Annotated in this window: 8 protein-coding genes and 1 pseudogene; 7 read left to right on the top strand and 2 right to left on the bottom strand. The window is 73.3% G+C overall.

All coding sequences use genetic code 11. The features are described from left to right. Nucleotides 1–58: 58 nt before the first annotated feature. Nucleotides 59–709: pseudogene (locus ACZ7MX_RS33820) on the bottom strand (CPBP family glutamic-type intramembrane protease); the annotation flags it as partial. Between the two features lie 346 nt (nucleotides 710–1055). Continuing rightward, the gene (locus ACZ7MX_RS33815) at nucleotides 1056–3131 is read right to left on the bottom strand and encodes a serine/threonine-protein kinase (RefSeq protein WP_472137762.1); all 2076 of its coding nucleotides are present in this window, start codon (nucleotides 3129–3131) and stop codon (nucleotides 1056–1058) included. Between the two features lie 175 nt (nucleotides 3132–3306). Between ACZ7MX_RS33815 and ACZ7MX_RS33810 the strand changes: the two genes are divergently transcribed. From ACZ7MX_RS33810 to ACZ7MX_RS33780, 7 genes are all read left to right on the top strand, one after another. Then, on the top strand, nucleotides 3307–3780 hold the full coding sequence (locus tag ACZ7MX_RS33810) for a MarR family transcriptional regulator (RefSeq protein WP_472137760.1): 474 nt from the start codon (nucleotides 3307–3309) through the stop codon (nucleotides 3778–3780). 58 nt (nucleotides 3781–3838) lie between these two features. After that, nucleotides 3839–4750, top strand: a complete 912-nt coding sequence (locus tag ACZ7MX_RS33805) for a hypothetical protein (protein ID WP_472137758.1) — start codon at nucleotides 3839–3841, stop codon at nucleotides 4748–4750. Between the two features lie 342 nt (nucleotides 4751–5092). Next, complete coding sequence (gene bglX / locus ACZ7MX_RS33800; protein WP_472137972.1) at nucleotides 5093–7216, top strand: beta-glucosidase BglX; 2124 nt, start codon at nucleotides 5093–5095, stop codon at nucleotides 7214–7216. A gap of 428 nt (nucleotides 7217–7644) precedes the next feature. Next, nucleotides 7645–8523 carry a glutathione S-transferase C-terminal domain-containing protein gene (locus tag ACZ7MX_RS33795; protein ID WP_472137756.1) on the top strand — a complete coding sequence of 293 codons (879 nt, stop codon included), beginning with the start codon at nucleotides 7645–7647 and terminating at the stop codon, nucleotides 8521–8523. A 73-nt stretch (nucleotides 8524–8596) separates the two neighbouring features. Next, entirely contained in the window at nucleotides 8597–9688 is a 1092-nt protein-coding gene (locus tag ACZ7MX_RS33790) for a hypothetical protein (protein WP_472137754.1), read from the top strand. 111 nt (nucleotides 9689–9799) lie between these two features. Beyond that, nucleotides 9800–11488, top strand: a complete 1689-nt coding sequence (locus tag ACZ7MX_RS33785) for a CocE/NonD family hydrolase (RefSeq protein ID WP_472137752.1) — start codon at nucleotides 9800–9802, stop codon at nucleotides 11486–11488. Nucleotides 11489–12136: 648 nt separating this feature from the next. Further along, entirely contained in the window at nucleotides 12137–13621 is a 1485-nt protein-coding gene (locus ACZ7MX_RS33780; RefSeq protein WP_472137750.1) for a glutamate synthase subunit beta, read from the top strand. Nucleotides 13622–13834 lie beyond the last annotated feature (213 nt).

The raw sequence follows: 13834 nt of genomic DNA, 5'->3' as shown, positions 1-13834 counted from the left end.
CCGCCGCGCGCTCCCGTCCCTCGAACACGACCCGGTTGACGCTCAGGAACGCCAGATGCGTACCGATCGCCGCCCACAGCGGCGCGCGCACAGGAACGGTCCGGGCGGCCACCAGCGTCAGCCCGAACACCGCGAGCAGCACCAGATACGCCCACGGGTCCTGGCCGGCCGGCGTCGGGCCCACCGCCGGCAAATCCCCGCCCACCACCCGGGCCGTACCGGCCTGCACCACCGTCGACGCGGCCGGCACCAGCAGGAAGACCACCGTCGTCCCCAGCGCCGACAGCACCCCGCCGAACCGGTCCCGCAACGCCGCCCAGGCATGCCCGCGCAGCGTCGTCTCCTCCGGCAGGGCCTCCAGCAGCACCGCCACCAGCGCATTGCCCGTCAGGAACGCCCCCAGCGCCGCCGGGTCGAGCCCGGACCACCGCACCCACCCGGCCGCCGTGCCCGCCCCGAGCACCAGGCCGGCACACGACACCGTGACGGCCAGCCCGCCCAGGAAGGCCCGCACCGCCGCGGCCGGCGGCCCCGCCCCCAGCCGGCGGTGCCCCGCCCACCGCCCGGCCGACCGCAACGCCCGTACGCCGCCCACGGCCAGCACGCTCACCAGCACCGCGGGCAGCAACTGCCGCGCCCAGCCGTCCGCGCCGAGCGCCCGCGCCAGCCGTTCCCCCAGCGCATTGCCAGCCCCCAGCGCGACCGCCATCACCGCACCGCCCAGCAGCGCCCGACCCCACGCGCCCCACCCCGACACCGCCGGGCGGGCCCCCGCCGTCCCGCTCCCGCTGCTCTTCGTCTCCACCGAAGTACCGGCCATCGCCCTCGTGCTCCCTTCGTGCCCGGCGGGTGTCCCGGGACGTACGGATGCCCGCGTCCCCGGCGGTGAAGCGGCACCCGGGCGGGCCTCCCCCGCACGCCCCGGGAAACCCTCCTGCGGGACGACCCGGCGCCGGCGGGAGCTACATCCCTCGGCGGTCACCCGTGGTGCGGCGGTCGTAAGCCGTCCGCAGGAACGGAGGGAAGGAAGCGGCGGCCGGGCCGGGTGGCGGTGGTCAGGCGACCTTGGCGCAGATCATCGTCCGGCCGTCGTAGACGTTCCAGGAGTAGCGGTAGTGGCCGGGATCGGCCGGGCACGCGTCGGTGCCCGCCGAGGCCGACAGGACGGCGGTGATCTGCATGATGTAGTTGAACGCCCGGGGCACCTTGTCGGCGTTGCAGTTCCACAGGGTGAGGAGGTTCGCGCCGCCGGGCCGGTTGCCGCTGGCCTTGGCGAGGAAGCACTGGCCGTTGCGGAACTGCCGCTCCACACACAGGTTGACGGTGGAGTAGTCCTCGGCGGAGTGCCACCATCCGCCGCGCCCGCCGCCGGACGGGCAGGTCCCGGAACCGGCGACGCGGGTCACCCGCAGATACGCGTTGGCCGCACCGCAGTCGACCCGCGACGGCACCGTACGGCTCCAACTCCCGTAGCCGTCCTGGTAGGCGTCCAGGCAGTCACCGGCCCGCACGGCCGCGAAGGCCTGGTCGACCGGACTGGGCGTGCGGGTGGTGGCGACGGCTGTGGGCACGCCCCCGCTCCCGCCGCTGGTGTACGTCCCGCTCGACGAACTCCCCGAGGAGCTCCCCGACGAACTCCCCGAGGAACTGCTCGACATGCCGCTCGACGACCCGCTCGTCAGCCCGGAGCCGAGCCCGCTCCCGCCGCTGGTGTACGTCCCGCTCGACGAACTCCCCGAGGTGCTGCTGGACGAACCGGACGACGAGCCGGCGGTGTCGGCGGCCTTCCAGGGCTGCCAGACGAACACCGTGAACGCGATGAGGACGAGCACCAGCCAGCCGCACCCGCCGGACGAGGAGCTGCTGCCGGAGGAGTTGCCGCCGGAGGTGGTCGCCGGCTTCGGGGTCGGCTTCGGGGTCGTCTTCGCCGCCGGTTTGGGCGCCTGCTTGGGTGTCGGCTTGGGCGCTTGCTTGGGTGTCGGGGCGGGCCCGGGCTTGGGCTTCGCCTGTACGGGCTTGGGCTTGGGCTGGGGCGTCGGCCTGGGCTTCTGCTGCGCCGGTTTCGGCGGGGGCGTGGGCGTGGGCTTCGGCTTCGGCTTCGGTGGGGACTTCGGTGGGGCGGCGCGCTCCCGCTCCCGCTGCTCGGTGTGGACGCGGGTGGGCCCGGGCGGCGGCACCCGACGCGTCCGCGCGTCGAGGGTGCGGGCCTCCGCATCGCCCTCCGCACCCAGTGCGTGCCCCTGCGCCTCATACTCCTGGATCAGCGCGGTCCACCGCGGCGGCAGCCAGCGTTCGGCGCGGCGCGAGGTCGGTACCCGTTCCAGCCCTTCCTGGAACTCCCGCAGGACGTCGGCGGGCCGCGGCCGCTCGTCGGGCTCGATGGCCAGACACGGGCGGATCAGCGAGCCCAGTTCCTTGGGCAGCCCGGTGAGATCGAGGTCGCCGCGCTGGACGACGGCCAGCAGCCGGATCATGTCGCCGGTCTCCGGGTACGGCGGGCGGCCGACGGCGAGATGGAAGAGGGTGGCGCCGAGCGAGTAGACGTCACTGGCCGCGGTGGAGGGCTCGGCGCGCGCCTGCTCGGGCGAGGTGAAGGCGATGGTGCCCAGCGTCAGCGAGGTGCGGGTGAGGTCGTAGGCGTGCGAGATGCCGAAGTCGATGAGGCGCGGTCCGGACAGCGGCAGCAGGATGTTCTGCGGTTTGACGTCCCGGTGCACGATGCCCTCGTCGTGCAGGGCGACCAGGGCCTGTGCCGTTCCCGCGGCGATCCAGCGCACGGCCGTACCGGGCAGCCGTCCCGCGGTGCGGACGAGTTCGGACAGCGACGGCGCCGGGATGTACTCGATCGCCATCCACGGCTGCTCGGCGTCCGGGTCGGCGTCGAGCACCCGCGCCGTATGGGGGCTCTCGATCCGCCGGGCCAGCGCCACCTCACGGGCGAACCGCCGTCGGTCGGTGTCGCTGACCGCGCCCTCGGCGAGCAGCGTCTTGACGGCGACGAGCGATCCGTCGGCCGTGGACCGCCCCAGATAGATCCGCCCCATGCCGCCCGCACCGAGCCGCCCCAGCAGCCGGTAGTCGCCGAGCCGCTGTGGGTCGTCACCGAGCGGCCTGATTCCGGTACCGGTCATGCCGTGCCCCCTGGTCCCCCTGCCATAGCACCCGTCAAACAGTGCCATGCGGAGGGGAGTTGAGGAAGCCGAAACCCTCCGCCCACCTTGACCTCAAGTCGAGTTGAGGTTCTACGGTGGGCGCGTTGTTGATCACCGAAGGGGCGCAGGAACCCGGAGAAGGGACTCAGGAACCATGGAGCACAAGGGGACCGTGACACTCAAGGACTACCCGGAGGAGGAACTGGCCGCCCAGCCCATCGGCGCATGGACCGGAGAGGTCTACCGCCGGGTGGTCGGCGGCCTGCGCGCGGAGCTGGCGGTGGAGGACCTCACACAGCCGCACTGGTGGACGCTCAACCACGTGGCCGGCGCGCCCGGTACGTGGACCCGCGCCGCGCTGACCGAGCGGCTGCGACCGTATGACGACCTCGGCACCGACTTCGACGCCGTGTACGACGACCTGATCGCCCGGGCCTGGCTGACCGAGGACGCCGACGGCATGACGCTGACCGAGGCGGGCGAGGCCGGACGGCTGCGCGCCCACGAGCGCAACCTGCGGGTCCATCAGCACACGCACGAGGGCATCGACACCGCCGACTTCGTGACCACCCTCAACGTCCTGCGCCGCATGGTCGCCAATCTGGGCGGCAACGGTGATCTCCCCTGATCGTTGTGCTCTCCGGTGCCGCCGACGCCCCCGATTCCCGGCGCGAGGAGACAGTCCGATGGCCCCTGCCCAGCACGACGGCGGTTCCGGTTCGCCCGCCCGGATGACCCGTTTCGACGAGCTCTACGACCGGCCGGACCCGCGCGCGTACTTCCGCGTGCTGGGCGCGCTGGACTACCGGACACCACAGCACGCCCAGGGCGTCTTCCGCCGTCTCCTGCGCGCCGCCGTCGCCGCCGCCCCGGAGGACCGCGCCGCCGGCGAGCGGCCCGTCACCGTCCTGGACCTCTGCTGCTCGTACGGCATCAACGCCGCCCTGCTCAACCACGACGTGACCCTGGCGGAGCTCGCGGCCCACTACACCTCGGCGGAGGCCGCCGGCCTGAGCACCGCCGAACTGATCGAGCGGGACCGGCAGTTCTACGCCGCGCGCCGCCGCCCCGACGCGGTGCCCGTCGTCGGCATCGACATCGCCGCCCCGGCCCTCGACTACGCCCGCGCGGTCGGCCTGCTGGACGCGGCGTTCGCCGAGAACCTCGAAACCGCCGCACCGAGCCCCGCGCTGCGCCGGTCCCTCGGCGGCCTGCGGCTGATCACGGTGACCGGCGGCGCGAGCTTCCTGTCCGCCCGTACCTTCCACTCGCTGCTGGCGGAGGACGCGGCGCGGGAGGGCGGCCGGAACCTGCCGTGGGTGGCGGCCTTCGTCCTCCGCACCGGCTCCTACCGGCCGATCGCCGACGGCCTGGCCCGGCTCGGGCTGACCACCGAGAAGGACGGCACCCGGACCTATCCGCAACGCCGGTTCACCGACGCCGACGAGCAGAAGTACGCCGTCGCCGCGGTGACGGCGGCCGGTGACGATCCGTCGGGCAAGGAGTCCCTCGGCCACTTCCACACGGCCCTGTACGTCTCCCGGCCCGCCGCCGAGGCGGCCGCCCGGCCGCTGAGCGCCCTGCTGCCCACCCCGTGACCGTACATCTCATGAATCAGTGGGCGCCCACAGCACGTGCTTCACGTTCAACCCATTGACCCCGTGCATGTGGCTCGCTTAACTGCCGTACGCCATCAGCGCGTTGAAACGCCACGCCGGCGCATGTCGGCGGCGTGCCCACGCAGTGAGGAGTCGCCGGTGTCCGGTTCCGGATCGATCAGCCGTCGTCACATCTTCAAGGCATCAGCCGGGGCCGCGGTCCTCGTGGGGGCGGGCGCGGGCCTCCCGCTCCCGTCGTCCGCCGCCGCGGCACCCCGTACCGCGGCACGACCGCCCCGCGACCCGAAGACCGAACGCCGGGTCCGGGCGCTGCTGGCCAAGATGACGGTCGAGGAGAAGTTCGGGCAGCTTCAGCAGCTGACCTGGCACGCCGACACCGGGCCGGGCGACGGCCAGAACAAGGAGTGCGCCGAACTCGCCGCCAAGGGCCTGCTGGGGTCGGTGCTCAACCTCACCGGCGCCAAGAAGTGCAACGACCTCCAGCGCGCGGCCGTGGAGAAGTCCCGGCTGGGCATCCCGCTGATCTTCGGCCAGGACGTCATCCACGGCTACCTCACCACCTTCCCGATACCCCTCGCCCAGGGCAGCAGCTTCGACCCCGGCGTGGTCACCGCCGACGCCGAGACCAGCGCCCGCGAGGCCGCCTCGCAGGGCATCCACTGGACGTTCGCCCCCATGGCGGACGTCAGCCGGGAGCCCCGCTGGGGACGGGTGGCCGAGGGCAGCGGCGAGGACCCGTACCTGACGGCGAAGCTGACCGCCGCCAAGGTCCGCGGCTACCAGGGCACGGACTACGCCGCCGGGGACCGGCTCGCCGCCTGCGCCAAGCACTTCGTCGGCTACGGCTTCCCGGAGGGCGGCCGAGACTACAACACCGCCGACCTCTCCGAGCGGCGGCTGCGCGACGTCTGCCTGCCGCCCTTCAAGGCCGCCGTGGACGCCGGCGTCGCCACCGTCATGGCGTCCTTCAACACCGTGGGCGGCATCCCCGCGCACGCCAACCGGCACACCCTGACCGACATCCTGCACGAGGAGTTCGGCTTCGACGGCTTCGTCGTCGGCGACTACACCGGCGTCCAGGAACTCATCGCGCACGGCATCGCCGCGGACGGCGCCGACGCCGCCCGGCTCGCCCTGGGCGCCGGCGTCGACATGGAGATGGTCTCGACGACGTACGCCGAGAACGGCAAGAAGCTGGTCGCCGCGGGGAAGATCAGCCGCGACCGGCTGGACGACGCGGTCGCCCGGGTGCTGCGCGTCAAGTTCCGCGCCGGTCTCTTCGACCGTCCCTACGTCGACGAGGCCGCGGAGATCACCGCACCGAGCGCCGCGGCCCGCGCGGCGGCCCGGACCGCGGCCGCCCGCTCCATGGTCCTGCTGCGCAACGAGAAGCACACCCTGCCGCTCTCCACCCGCACCGGCTCGATCGCCGTCATCGGCCCGCTCGGCGACGACACCAAGGAACTGCACGGCACCTGGGCGAGCATCGGCGCCGCCCTGTTCCCCGCGGTGTCCGTCCTGGACGGCATCAAGCAGGCCGCTCCCTCCGCCACCGTGCGCTTCGCCCGCGGATGCGCCGTGGAGGGCGACGACACCGGTTCCTTCGACGAGGCCCTCGCCGCGGCCCGGGCCGCCGACGCCGTGGTCGCCGTGGTGGGGGAGAAGGCCGCACAGAGCGGCGAGGCGGCCGCCCGCAGCGACATCACCCTGCCCGGCGTCCAGGCGCAGCTCGTGGCGAAGCTGGCCGCCACGGGCAAGCCCCTGGTCGTCGTGGTCCTCTCGGGCCGCCCGCTCGTCCTCACCGGCGTCGCCGACCGCGCCGACGCGGTCCTCCAGGGCTGGCACCCCGGCATCGAGGGCGGCCACGCCGTCGCCGACCTCCTCTTCGGCAAGGTCAACCCCGGCGGCAAGCTACCGGTGACGTTCCCCCGCTCGGTCGGTCAACTGCCGCTGTACTACGCGCACGAGAACACCGGCCGCCCCTTCGACCCGGACAACAAATACACCTCGAAGTACCTCGACCTCCCGCACACCCCGCTCTACCCCTTCGGCCACGGCCTCAGCTACACCACGTTCGCCTTCTCCGGCCTGGAGCTCTCGGCCGAGGTCCTGCCGGCGAGGAGCGTCGCCGACGGCGGGGCAACGGTCCGGGCCGCCGTACGGGTCGAGAACACCGGCCCCCGCGCCGGCGACGAGGTCGTCCAGCTCTACCTCCGCGACAAGGTCGCCAGCGTCGTCCAGCCGGTCCGCAGGCTGGTCGGCTTCTCCCGCGTCCACCTGAGGCCGGGGGAGCGGCGGACGGTCCGCTTCACCCTCGGACGCCAGGAACTGGGCTTCCACACCAACGACCCGCGCGGCGAATTCCGCATCGAACCAGGGGAGTTCGAGCTCTACGCGGGCAACAGCTCGCAGGCCACCCTGAGGACGGGTTTCACCCTGACGTGATGCCGGGGCCGCAGCCGCCGGTGCGCGGGGCGCCGGTGGTTCGCAGGTGTTTTCCGGCCCGGACGCATGCGCCACCGCGCCCGTGGACAGGCTCTTGACGCGGCTCCGGCCGCGCCTCGACACTCAGGGGCCAGAACCCTGGCGAACAGGTGGGAAATCATGGGGCACACAGGGCTGGGCATCACTCGCGCCGACGGCGCGATCCAGCCGCTCCCCCTTCTGACGTCGCGTCGCCACATCGATCTGCTGCGCGTGTGCAGCGCGGCGAGTTCGCTCCTCCGAAGCCGGTAGTCCGCCGGGCAACGGCCCGGTGAGCCGGCCGGCAGCGGCCCGACGGCGCCCGTGCAGTGCTGCCCTGCCGCCGTGCGGGTCCTGCGCACTTCCGCGCCCCTCGCCACCTCAGAGCACCCCGGACCCCAGGGAGTCGTATGTCCACCCCGTCCCAGACCGTCGTCCCCTCCCTCCGCGGCAGGATCGGTGGTGACGCCCGCAGCGGCCACTACCCCGTACCGCACCGCTACCGCCTGCACCTGACGCGGTCCTGTCCCCGGTCCCTGAGAATCGCCGTCACGCACGGCCTGCTCGGCCTCCGCGAGACCCTCCCGGTGACGCTGCTGCCGGCCGTCCCCGACGGCCCGGAGGGCGAATACGCCGCCCTGCGCCCGCTGTACGAGGCCAGTTCCCACCAGTACCCCGGACCGGCGGCCGCCCCGGTCCTCAGCGACGGCTGGACCGGCCGGATCGTCAGCGCGCACGCGCCGGACATCCTGCGGGACCTGGCCGGGCGGTTCCGCGGCGAGGGCCCCGAGCTGTACCCGGCCCACGCCCGCGACGACATCGAGGAGGTCGCCCGGCTCTGCGAGCAGGACGTCCACGAGGCCGCACAGCGCGCCGGGCGGCTCGGCATCGGCAGTTCCGGCCACCAGGACGCGCTGGAGACCCTGTTCCGGGCACTGGACGGGCTGGAGCGGCGACTGGCCGGCCGGGACCACGTACTCGGCGGGGACCTCACCCTCGCCGACGTCCATGTGTGGGTGTCGCTGGTCCAGCTCGACACCGTCCACCGCTGGCATCTGGACGCCACGGCGGTGCACCGGATCGCCGGGTACCGGCGGCTGTGGGCGTACGCACGGCGGCTGGCCGCCCTGTCCGCCATCGGCTCCCACCTGGACCTGGACGGCATCGCCCGCCGCCACCACGCACGCTGCCGGGGGCAGGAGGCCGCCGGGGCGGCGGTGCAGATCGTGGACTGGGCGGCGCACGTTCCCGTGGCCTCCCCCTCACGCCCGACTCAACCGACGGGTTGACGACGCCGCCCGGACCCCCCACGTACGCTTCCTTCGTCGAAGCGGCCGGGGGGCCGGGAAGGAGCGGACGACGGTGCGTCTACTGCTGGGGATCGCCGGTGCGGTCATCGTGCTCGGGGTGTTCTCCTCGGTGCTGCACTCGCTGGTGATCCCCCGGCCGACGCGGTCCGGCCTCGGCCGGATCGTCCAGCGGCTGGTCCACCGGCCGTTCCGGCTGCTGGCCGACCGCCTGCCGAGCGCGGAGGCCAGGGACCGGGTGCTCGCCCCGATGGCGCCCCTGTCCATCGTCGTCACCCTGATCGCCTGGCTGGGCTGCTTCCTGATCGGGTACGCCCTGCTGGAGGCGGCGGTGAGCCAACTGGGCGTCAAGGAGGCGCTCACCGAGTCCGGTTCCTCGCTCTTCACGCTCGGGTTCGCCAGCGGTGACCGCGCGACGCTGAACGCCATCGACTTCTGCGCCGCCGTCACGGGCCCGATCGTGATCGGCCTCCAGGTCGGCTATCTGCCCGCCCTCTACGGCGCCTACCAGCGCCGGGAGACCGAGGTGACGCTGCTCCAGGCCCGCGCCGGAAGCCCGGCCTGGGGACCGGAGATCCTGGCCCGCTACGCGCAGGTGGAACTCCTGGACAACCTCACCGAGCTGTTCCGCACCTGGGAGCGGTGGAGCGCCGGGGTGAGCGAGAGCCACACGACGTACCCGGTCCTGATCCACTTCCGATCCCCGAAGGTGACCCGCAACTGGCTGATCGCCCTGGTGTCCGTGATGGACGCCGCGGCCCTGCGACTGTCCTTCAACCCCTCCCAGCCGCAGGCCGAGGTGCGGATGGCGCTGCGTGCCGGCTTCGTCTGCCTGCGCGAGATCGCCACCATCGAGGGCATCGCCTACGACCAGGACCCGCACCCCGACGACGCGTTGCAGCTGAGCTACGAGGACTTCCTGCGGGGCGTCGAGCGGATGGCGGCCCAGGGCTATCCGATGGAGCGCGCCCCCGAGGAGGCCTGGCCGCACTTCCGCGGCTGGCGGGTCAACTACGAAGCGCTCGCCTACCGCCTGGCCCGCGACATCGAGGCGGTCCCGGCCCCCTGGTCCGGGACCCGCCGCAGGGAAGTCACCATCAGGACCCCGCTCACCCCGGTCGACCGGCGCCCGGTTACCAGTGAGTAAGTTTGGCTGATCATCGCCTCCCGGGGCCGATCATGCACCCGTACGCTCACCAGCACCGCAACCGGATGGGTGTCACCGTGGCACGGCGGTCAGAATTCCGATGGAGCATCGATGGCGCGAGTCCGCCGTACCCACCGCACGCCCCACGGCCACCGGCACCGAGCAACAACTGCCTTACTCATAGCGGCACTTGGCGTCGGTGCCGGCCTCACCACCGCCCCCGCGTCGGCGGCACCGGCGACCGCCCACCGGCCCGCCGCCACCGCCCCCGCGCAGCTCGGCCACCCCTCGTTCCGGCTCGCCGACATCCCCATGAAGGACGGCACCGTCCTCAAGGCCGATGTGTTCACCCCCGCCCCCGGCACACCCGGCGCCGACCGGAAGGGCCACTACCCCCTCGTCGTGCAGCCGGCCAGCTGGGGGCAGAACGACCTGGAGTACATCGCCCAGGGCAAGCAACTGGCCGCCGCCGGCTACCTCGCCGTCACCTACACCGTGCGCGGCTTCTGGGGCTCCGGCGGACAGGTCGACGTCGCCGGACCCAAGGACACCGTGGACGTGTCGTCGGTCATCGACTGGGCCCTCGCCCACACCCCGGCCGACCGGCAGCGCATCGGCATGGTGGGACTCTCCCTCGGCGGCGGAATCACCCTCATGGGCGCCGCGTCCGACCCCCGGATCAAGGCGGTCGCCGCCATGAGCGGGTGGGGCGACCTCACCAACTCCCTGTACAGCGGCGGCACTCGGCACCTCCAGGCCGCCGCCCTCCTCGCCGCCATCCAGACGCCCACCGGCCGCCGCAGCCCCGAATACGGCCGGATGCTGGCCGACCTCTTCGCCGGCCGGGACATGCCCAAGGTGGTCCGCTGGGCGGACACCAGGTCCCCGGCCACCTACGTGAACCGCATCAACGCCCACGGCACGGCCGTCTTCCTCGCCCACGCCTGGGGCGACAGCTTCTTCAACCCCAGCCAGCTGACCGCCTTCTACCAGCGGCTGACCGGCCCCAAGCGACTCGAACTCCGCCCCGGCGACCACGCCACCCAGGAGCTGACGAGCCTGCTGGGCCTGGACAACCCGACCTGGAAGAGCGCCCGCCACTGGCTCGACCAGCACCTCATGGGCACCGGCGGCGGCCACGGCCCGCGGCAGTCGGTGGACCTGGAGGTCCGGCCGAACGGCAACCACGAGCGCTACCCGAACTGGCGCGCCATCAGCTCCCGCACCGCCCACCTCCGCCTGGGCGGCCCGGGCCCGCTGGAGACCGGCGCGCTCGGCGGCACGGCGGCCGGACCCGGCTGGCGGAAGTCCGTCGTCGGCGGCACGGATTCCGGTGCGGACGGCGGCGTCGCCCTGCTCGCCGGGGCGCTCGACCAGGTCGCCGCGCTGCCCCCGACCGTCATCCTCCCGCTGCTGCCCCGCAGTTCCGCCGCCGTCTGGCAGTCGGCGCCCTACCCCTCGGCCCAACACCTCCGCGGCGCCGCACGGGTGCACACCCAGGTCACCGCCGCCGCACCGGACGGCACCGTGTTCGGCTACCTCTACGACGTCAACGCGCTGGGCGTGGGCAAGCTCATCTCGCACGCCCCGCAGAGCTGGTCCGGCAAGCAGCCGGGCCGCGCCTTCCCGCTCGACCTCTCCCTCTTCACCACCGCCTACGACCTGCCCGCCGGGCACCGGCTGGCGCTGGTCCTGGACACCAAGGACCCGATGTACGCCGGCCGTACGCCACGGGGAAGCAGCGTGTCCTTCGGCTCCACCACGGCCGATCCGGCCGAGCTGACCCTGCCCCTGCGCTGACCGGACCCGCCGCAGTACGGGCAGCACGCGGTACGGCATACGACGGCCCGCGGCGCGTACTGCGGCTGATGGGGGCAACCCTGTTCCGGGCGCGCGTGGTGCGTGGCCTCAAGAATTGCAGGGTGCAAGGGTTGCCGGGGCCGTCACCGGACCGGCCGGCCGTCTGTCTCCCGGGTCCTTTCGGCCTGCCGTCCGGTGACACCGCGCCCATCCCCGGGTTCCCCCGCGGCCGCCGGCGGACCTCATCGGGGCTCAGCGGGCCGGGGCGCCGGACAAGCGCCTCGGCCGCGCCGCCGGCGACGCCGGCCCCGAGCGCGGCGCCGCCACGTTCGGGGCCGGCCGGCACGGCCACGCGGGTCAGCCGGATGCCGCCCTCCGCGACGACCCGGTGCAGGCTGCGGTTTCCCCTCACGCCCCCGAGAACGACAAAGGACCCCTTTGGCCTGCGGCTTTACGCACCACAGGTACGGGGTGACCGGAAACCGCACGCGGTGCGCCGTACGCGAGGGCGACCAAGCCCCTGCCCGCCCCGGACACCCGGCCCGGCAGGAGGGCGTGCCGCCGGGGCCCGCCGCCCGCCGTCCGATGAAAGCGGAACCCGTCAGGCGTAGGCTGGCCGGAACGCCGCAAGTGCGATGGAGGCGGCGCATGACCGACCCTTACGGATTCCTCAGGACACCGCGGCGGCCCGTTCCGCCGCGACCCGTCGAGGAGCGGCTGAACGACTGGCACGAGGTCTACGCGGGCCAGGCGCTGCTCCCGCTCGTGTCCGAGCAGGCCGGGCGCTGCATGGACTGCGGCATACCGTTCTGCCACAACGGCTGCCCGCTGGGAAACCTCATCCCCGAGTGGAACGCGTACGCCTCGCGCGGCGACTGGCGGGCCGCCGCGGAGCGCCTGCACGCCACGAACAACTTCCCCGAGTTCACCGGGCGGCTGTGCCCCGCGCCCTGCGAGGAAGCCTGCGTACTGGCCCTCAACGCCGATCCGGTGACGATCAAGAACGTCGAGCAGGCCATCGCCGACGAGATCTGGGAGCGCGGTTACGCACCCCCGCACCCGCCGCACCGGCTCAGCGGGAAGACCGTCGCCGTCATCGGCTCCGGCCCCGCCGGACTGGCCGCGGCACAGCAGCTCACCCGCACCGGCCACACCGTCGTCGTCTACGAACGCGCCGACCGCCTCGGCGGACTGCTGCGGTACGGCATCCCCTCGTTCAAGATGGAGAAGTACCAGATCGACCGGCGGATCGAGCAAATGCTGGCGGAGGGCACCAAGTTCCGCACCGGAGCCGACGTCGGGGGCGAGCTGGACGCCCCTGAGCTCAGGCGGCGGCACGACGCGGTGATCATCGCCGTCGGCGCCGGTGAGCGGCGCGAACTCCCGGTACCCGGCCGCGAATTGACCGGCATCCACCAGGCCATGGACTATCTGACCTTCGCCAACCGCGTGGTGGAGGGCGACTACGCCACACCGCCGGTCACCGCCGAGGGCAGACACGTGGTGATCGTCGGCGGCGGGGACACCGGCTCGGACTGCCTGGGCACCGCACTGCGCCAGGGCGCGTCCTCCGTGGTGCAGCTGGACATCAACCCGGAGCCGGGCCGCGAACGGACCGAGGCCCACCCCTGGCCGACGTACCCGAAGGTCTACCGGATCTCGCACGCCCACGAGGAGGCCCGGGGCCGGGAGGGCACCGATCCGCGGCTGTTCTCCTCCGCGACCCTGGCCTTCGAGGGGGACGCGGCGGGCCGGGTCCGCGCGTTGCACCTGACCGAGGTCGAACCGCAGGCCCGGCGACCCCTGCCGGGCAGCGAACGGGTACTGCCCGCGGAACTGGTCCTGCTCGCCCTCGGCTTCTCCGGCCCGGAACGGGACAGCGGTCTGCGGACGCAGTACGGGCTCGCGCTCGACGACCGCGGCAACTTCGCCCGCAACAGCGCCTTCGCCGCCGAGGGCGCCGAAGGTGCCGAGGGCATTTTCGTCGCGGGCGACGCGGGACGCGGACAGTCCCTCGTCGTCTGGGCCATCGCGGAGGGCCGAGCCGCCGCGGCCGCCACGGACCGCTACCTGACCGGCACCACCACACTGCCCACACCGGTCACAGCCCATGACCGACCCCTCGTGGCTTGAGTTCCGCTGCGCTTTGCGGTGCCTCCCACGTAGCCGTCTGTCCCGCCGCGGGTGTTGGTCGCCGTTGCGCGCTTTGCGGCGCCGCGTACGTACCTGGCCGCCCCGCCGCGGGTGTTGGTCGCCGTTGCGCCTGCGGCGGGCGAGGTTGTTGTGGGTGCGGTGACGGACCTCCGGGGCCTTGTTCGTGGACTGCTGACGCTTTACGTCCACGAA

The organism is Streptomyces sp. NPDC107765, from assembly GCF_055657085.1.
This window is presented reverse-complemented; position numbering and strand designations above follow the sequence as displayed.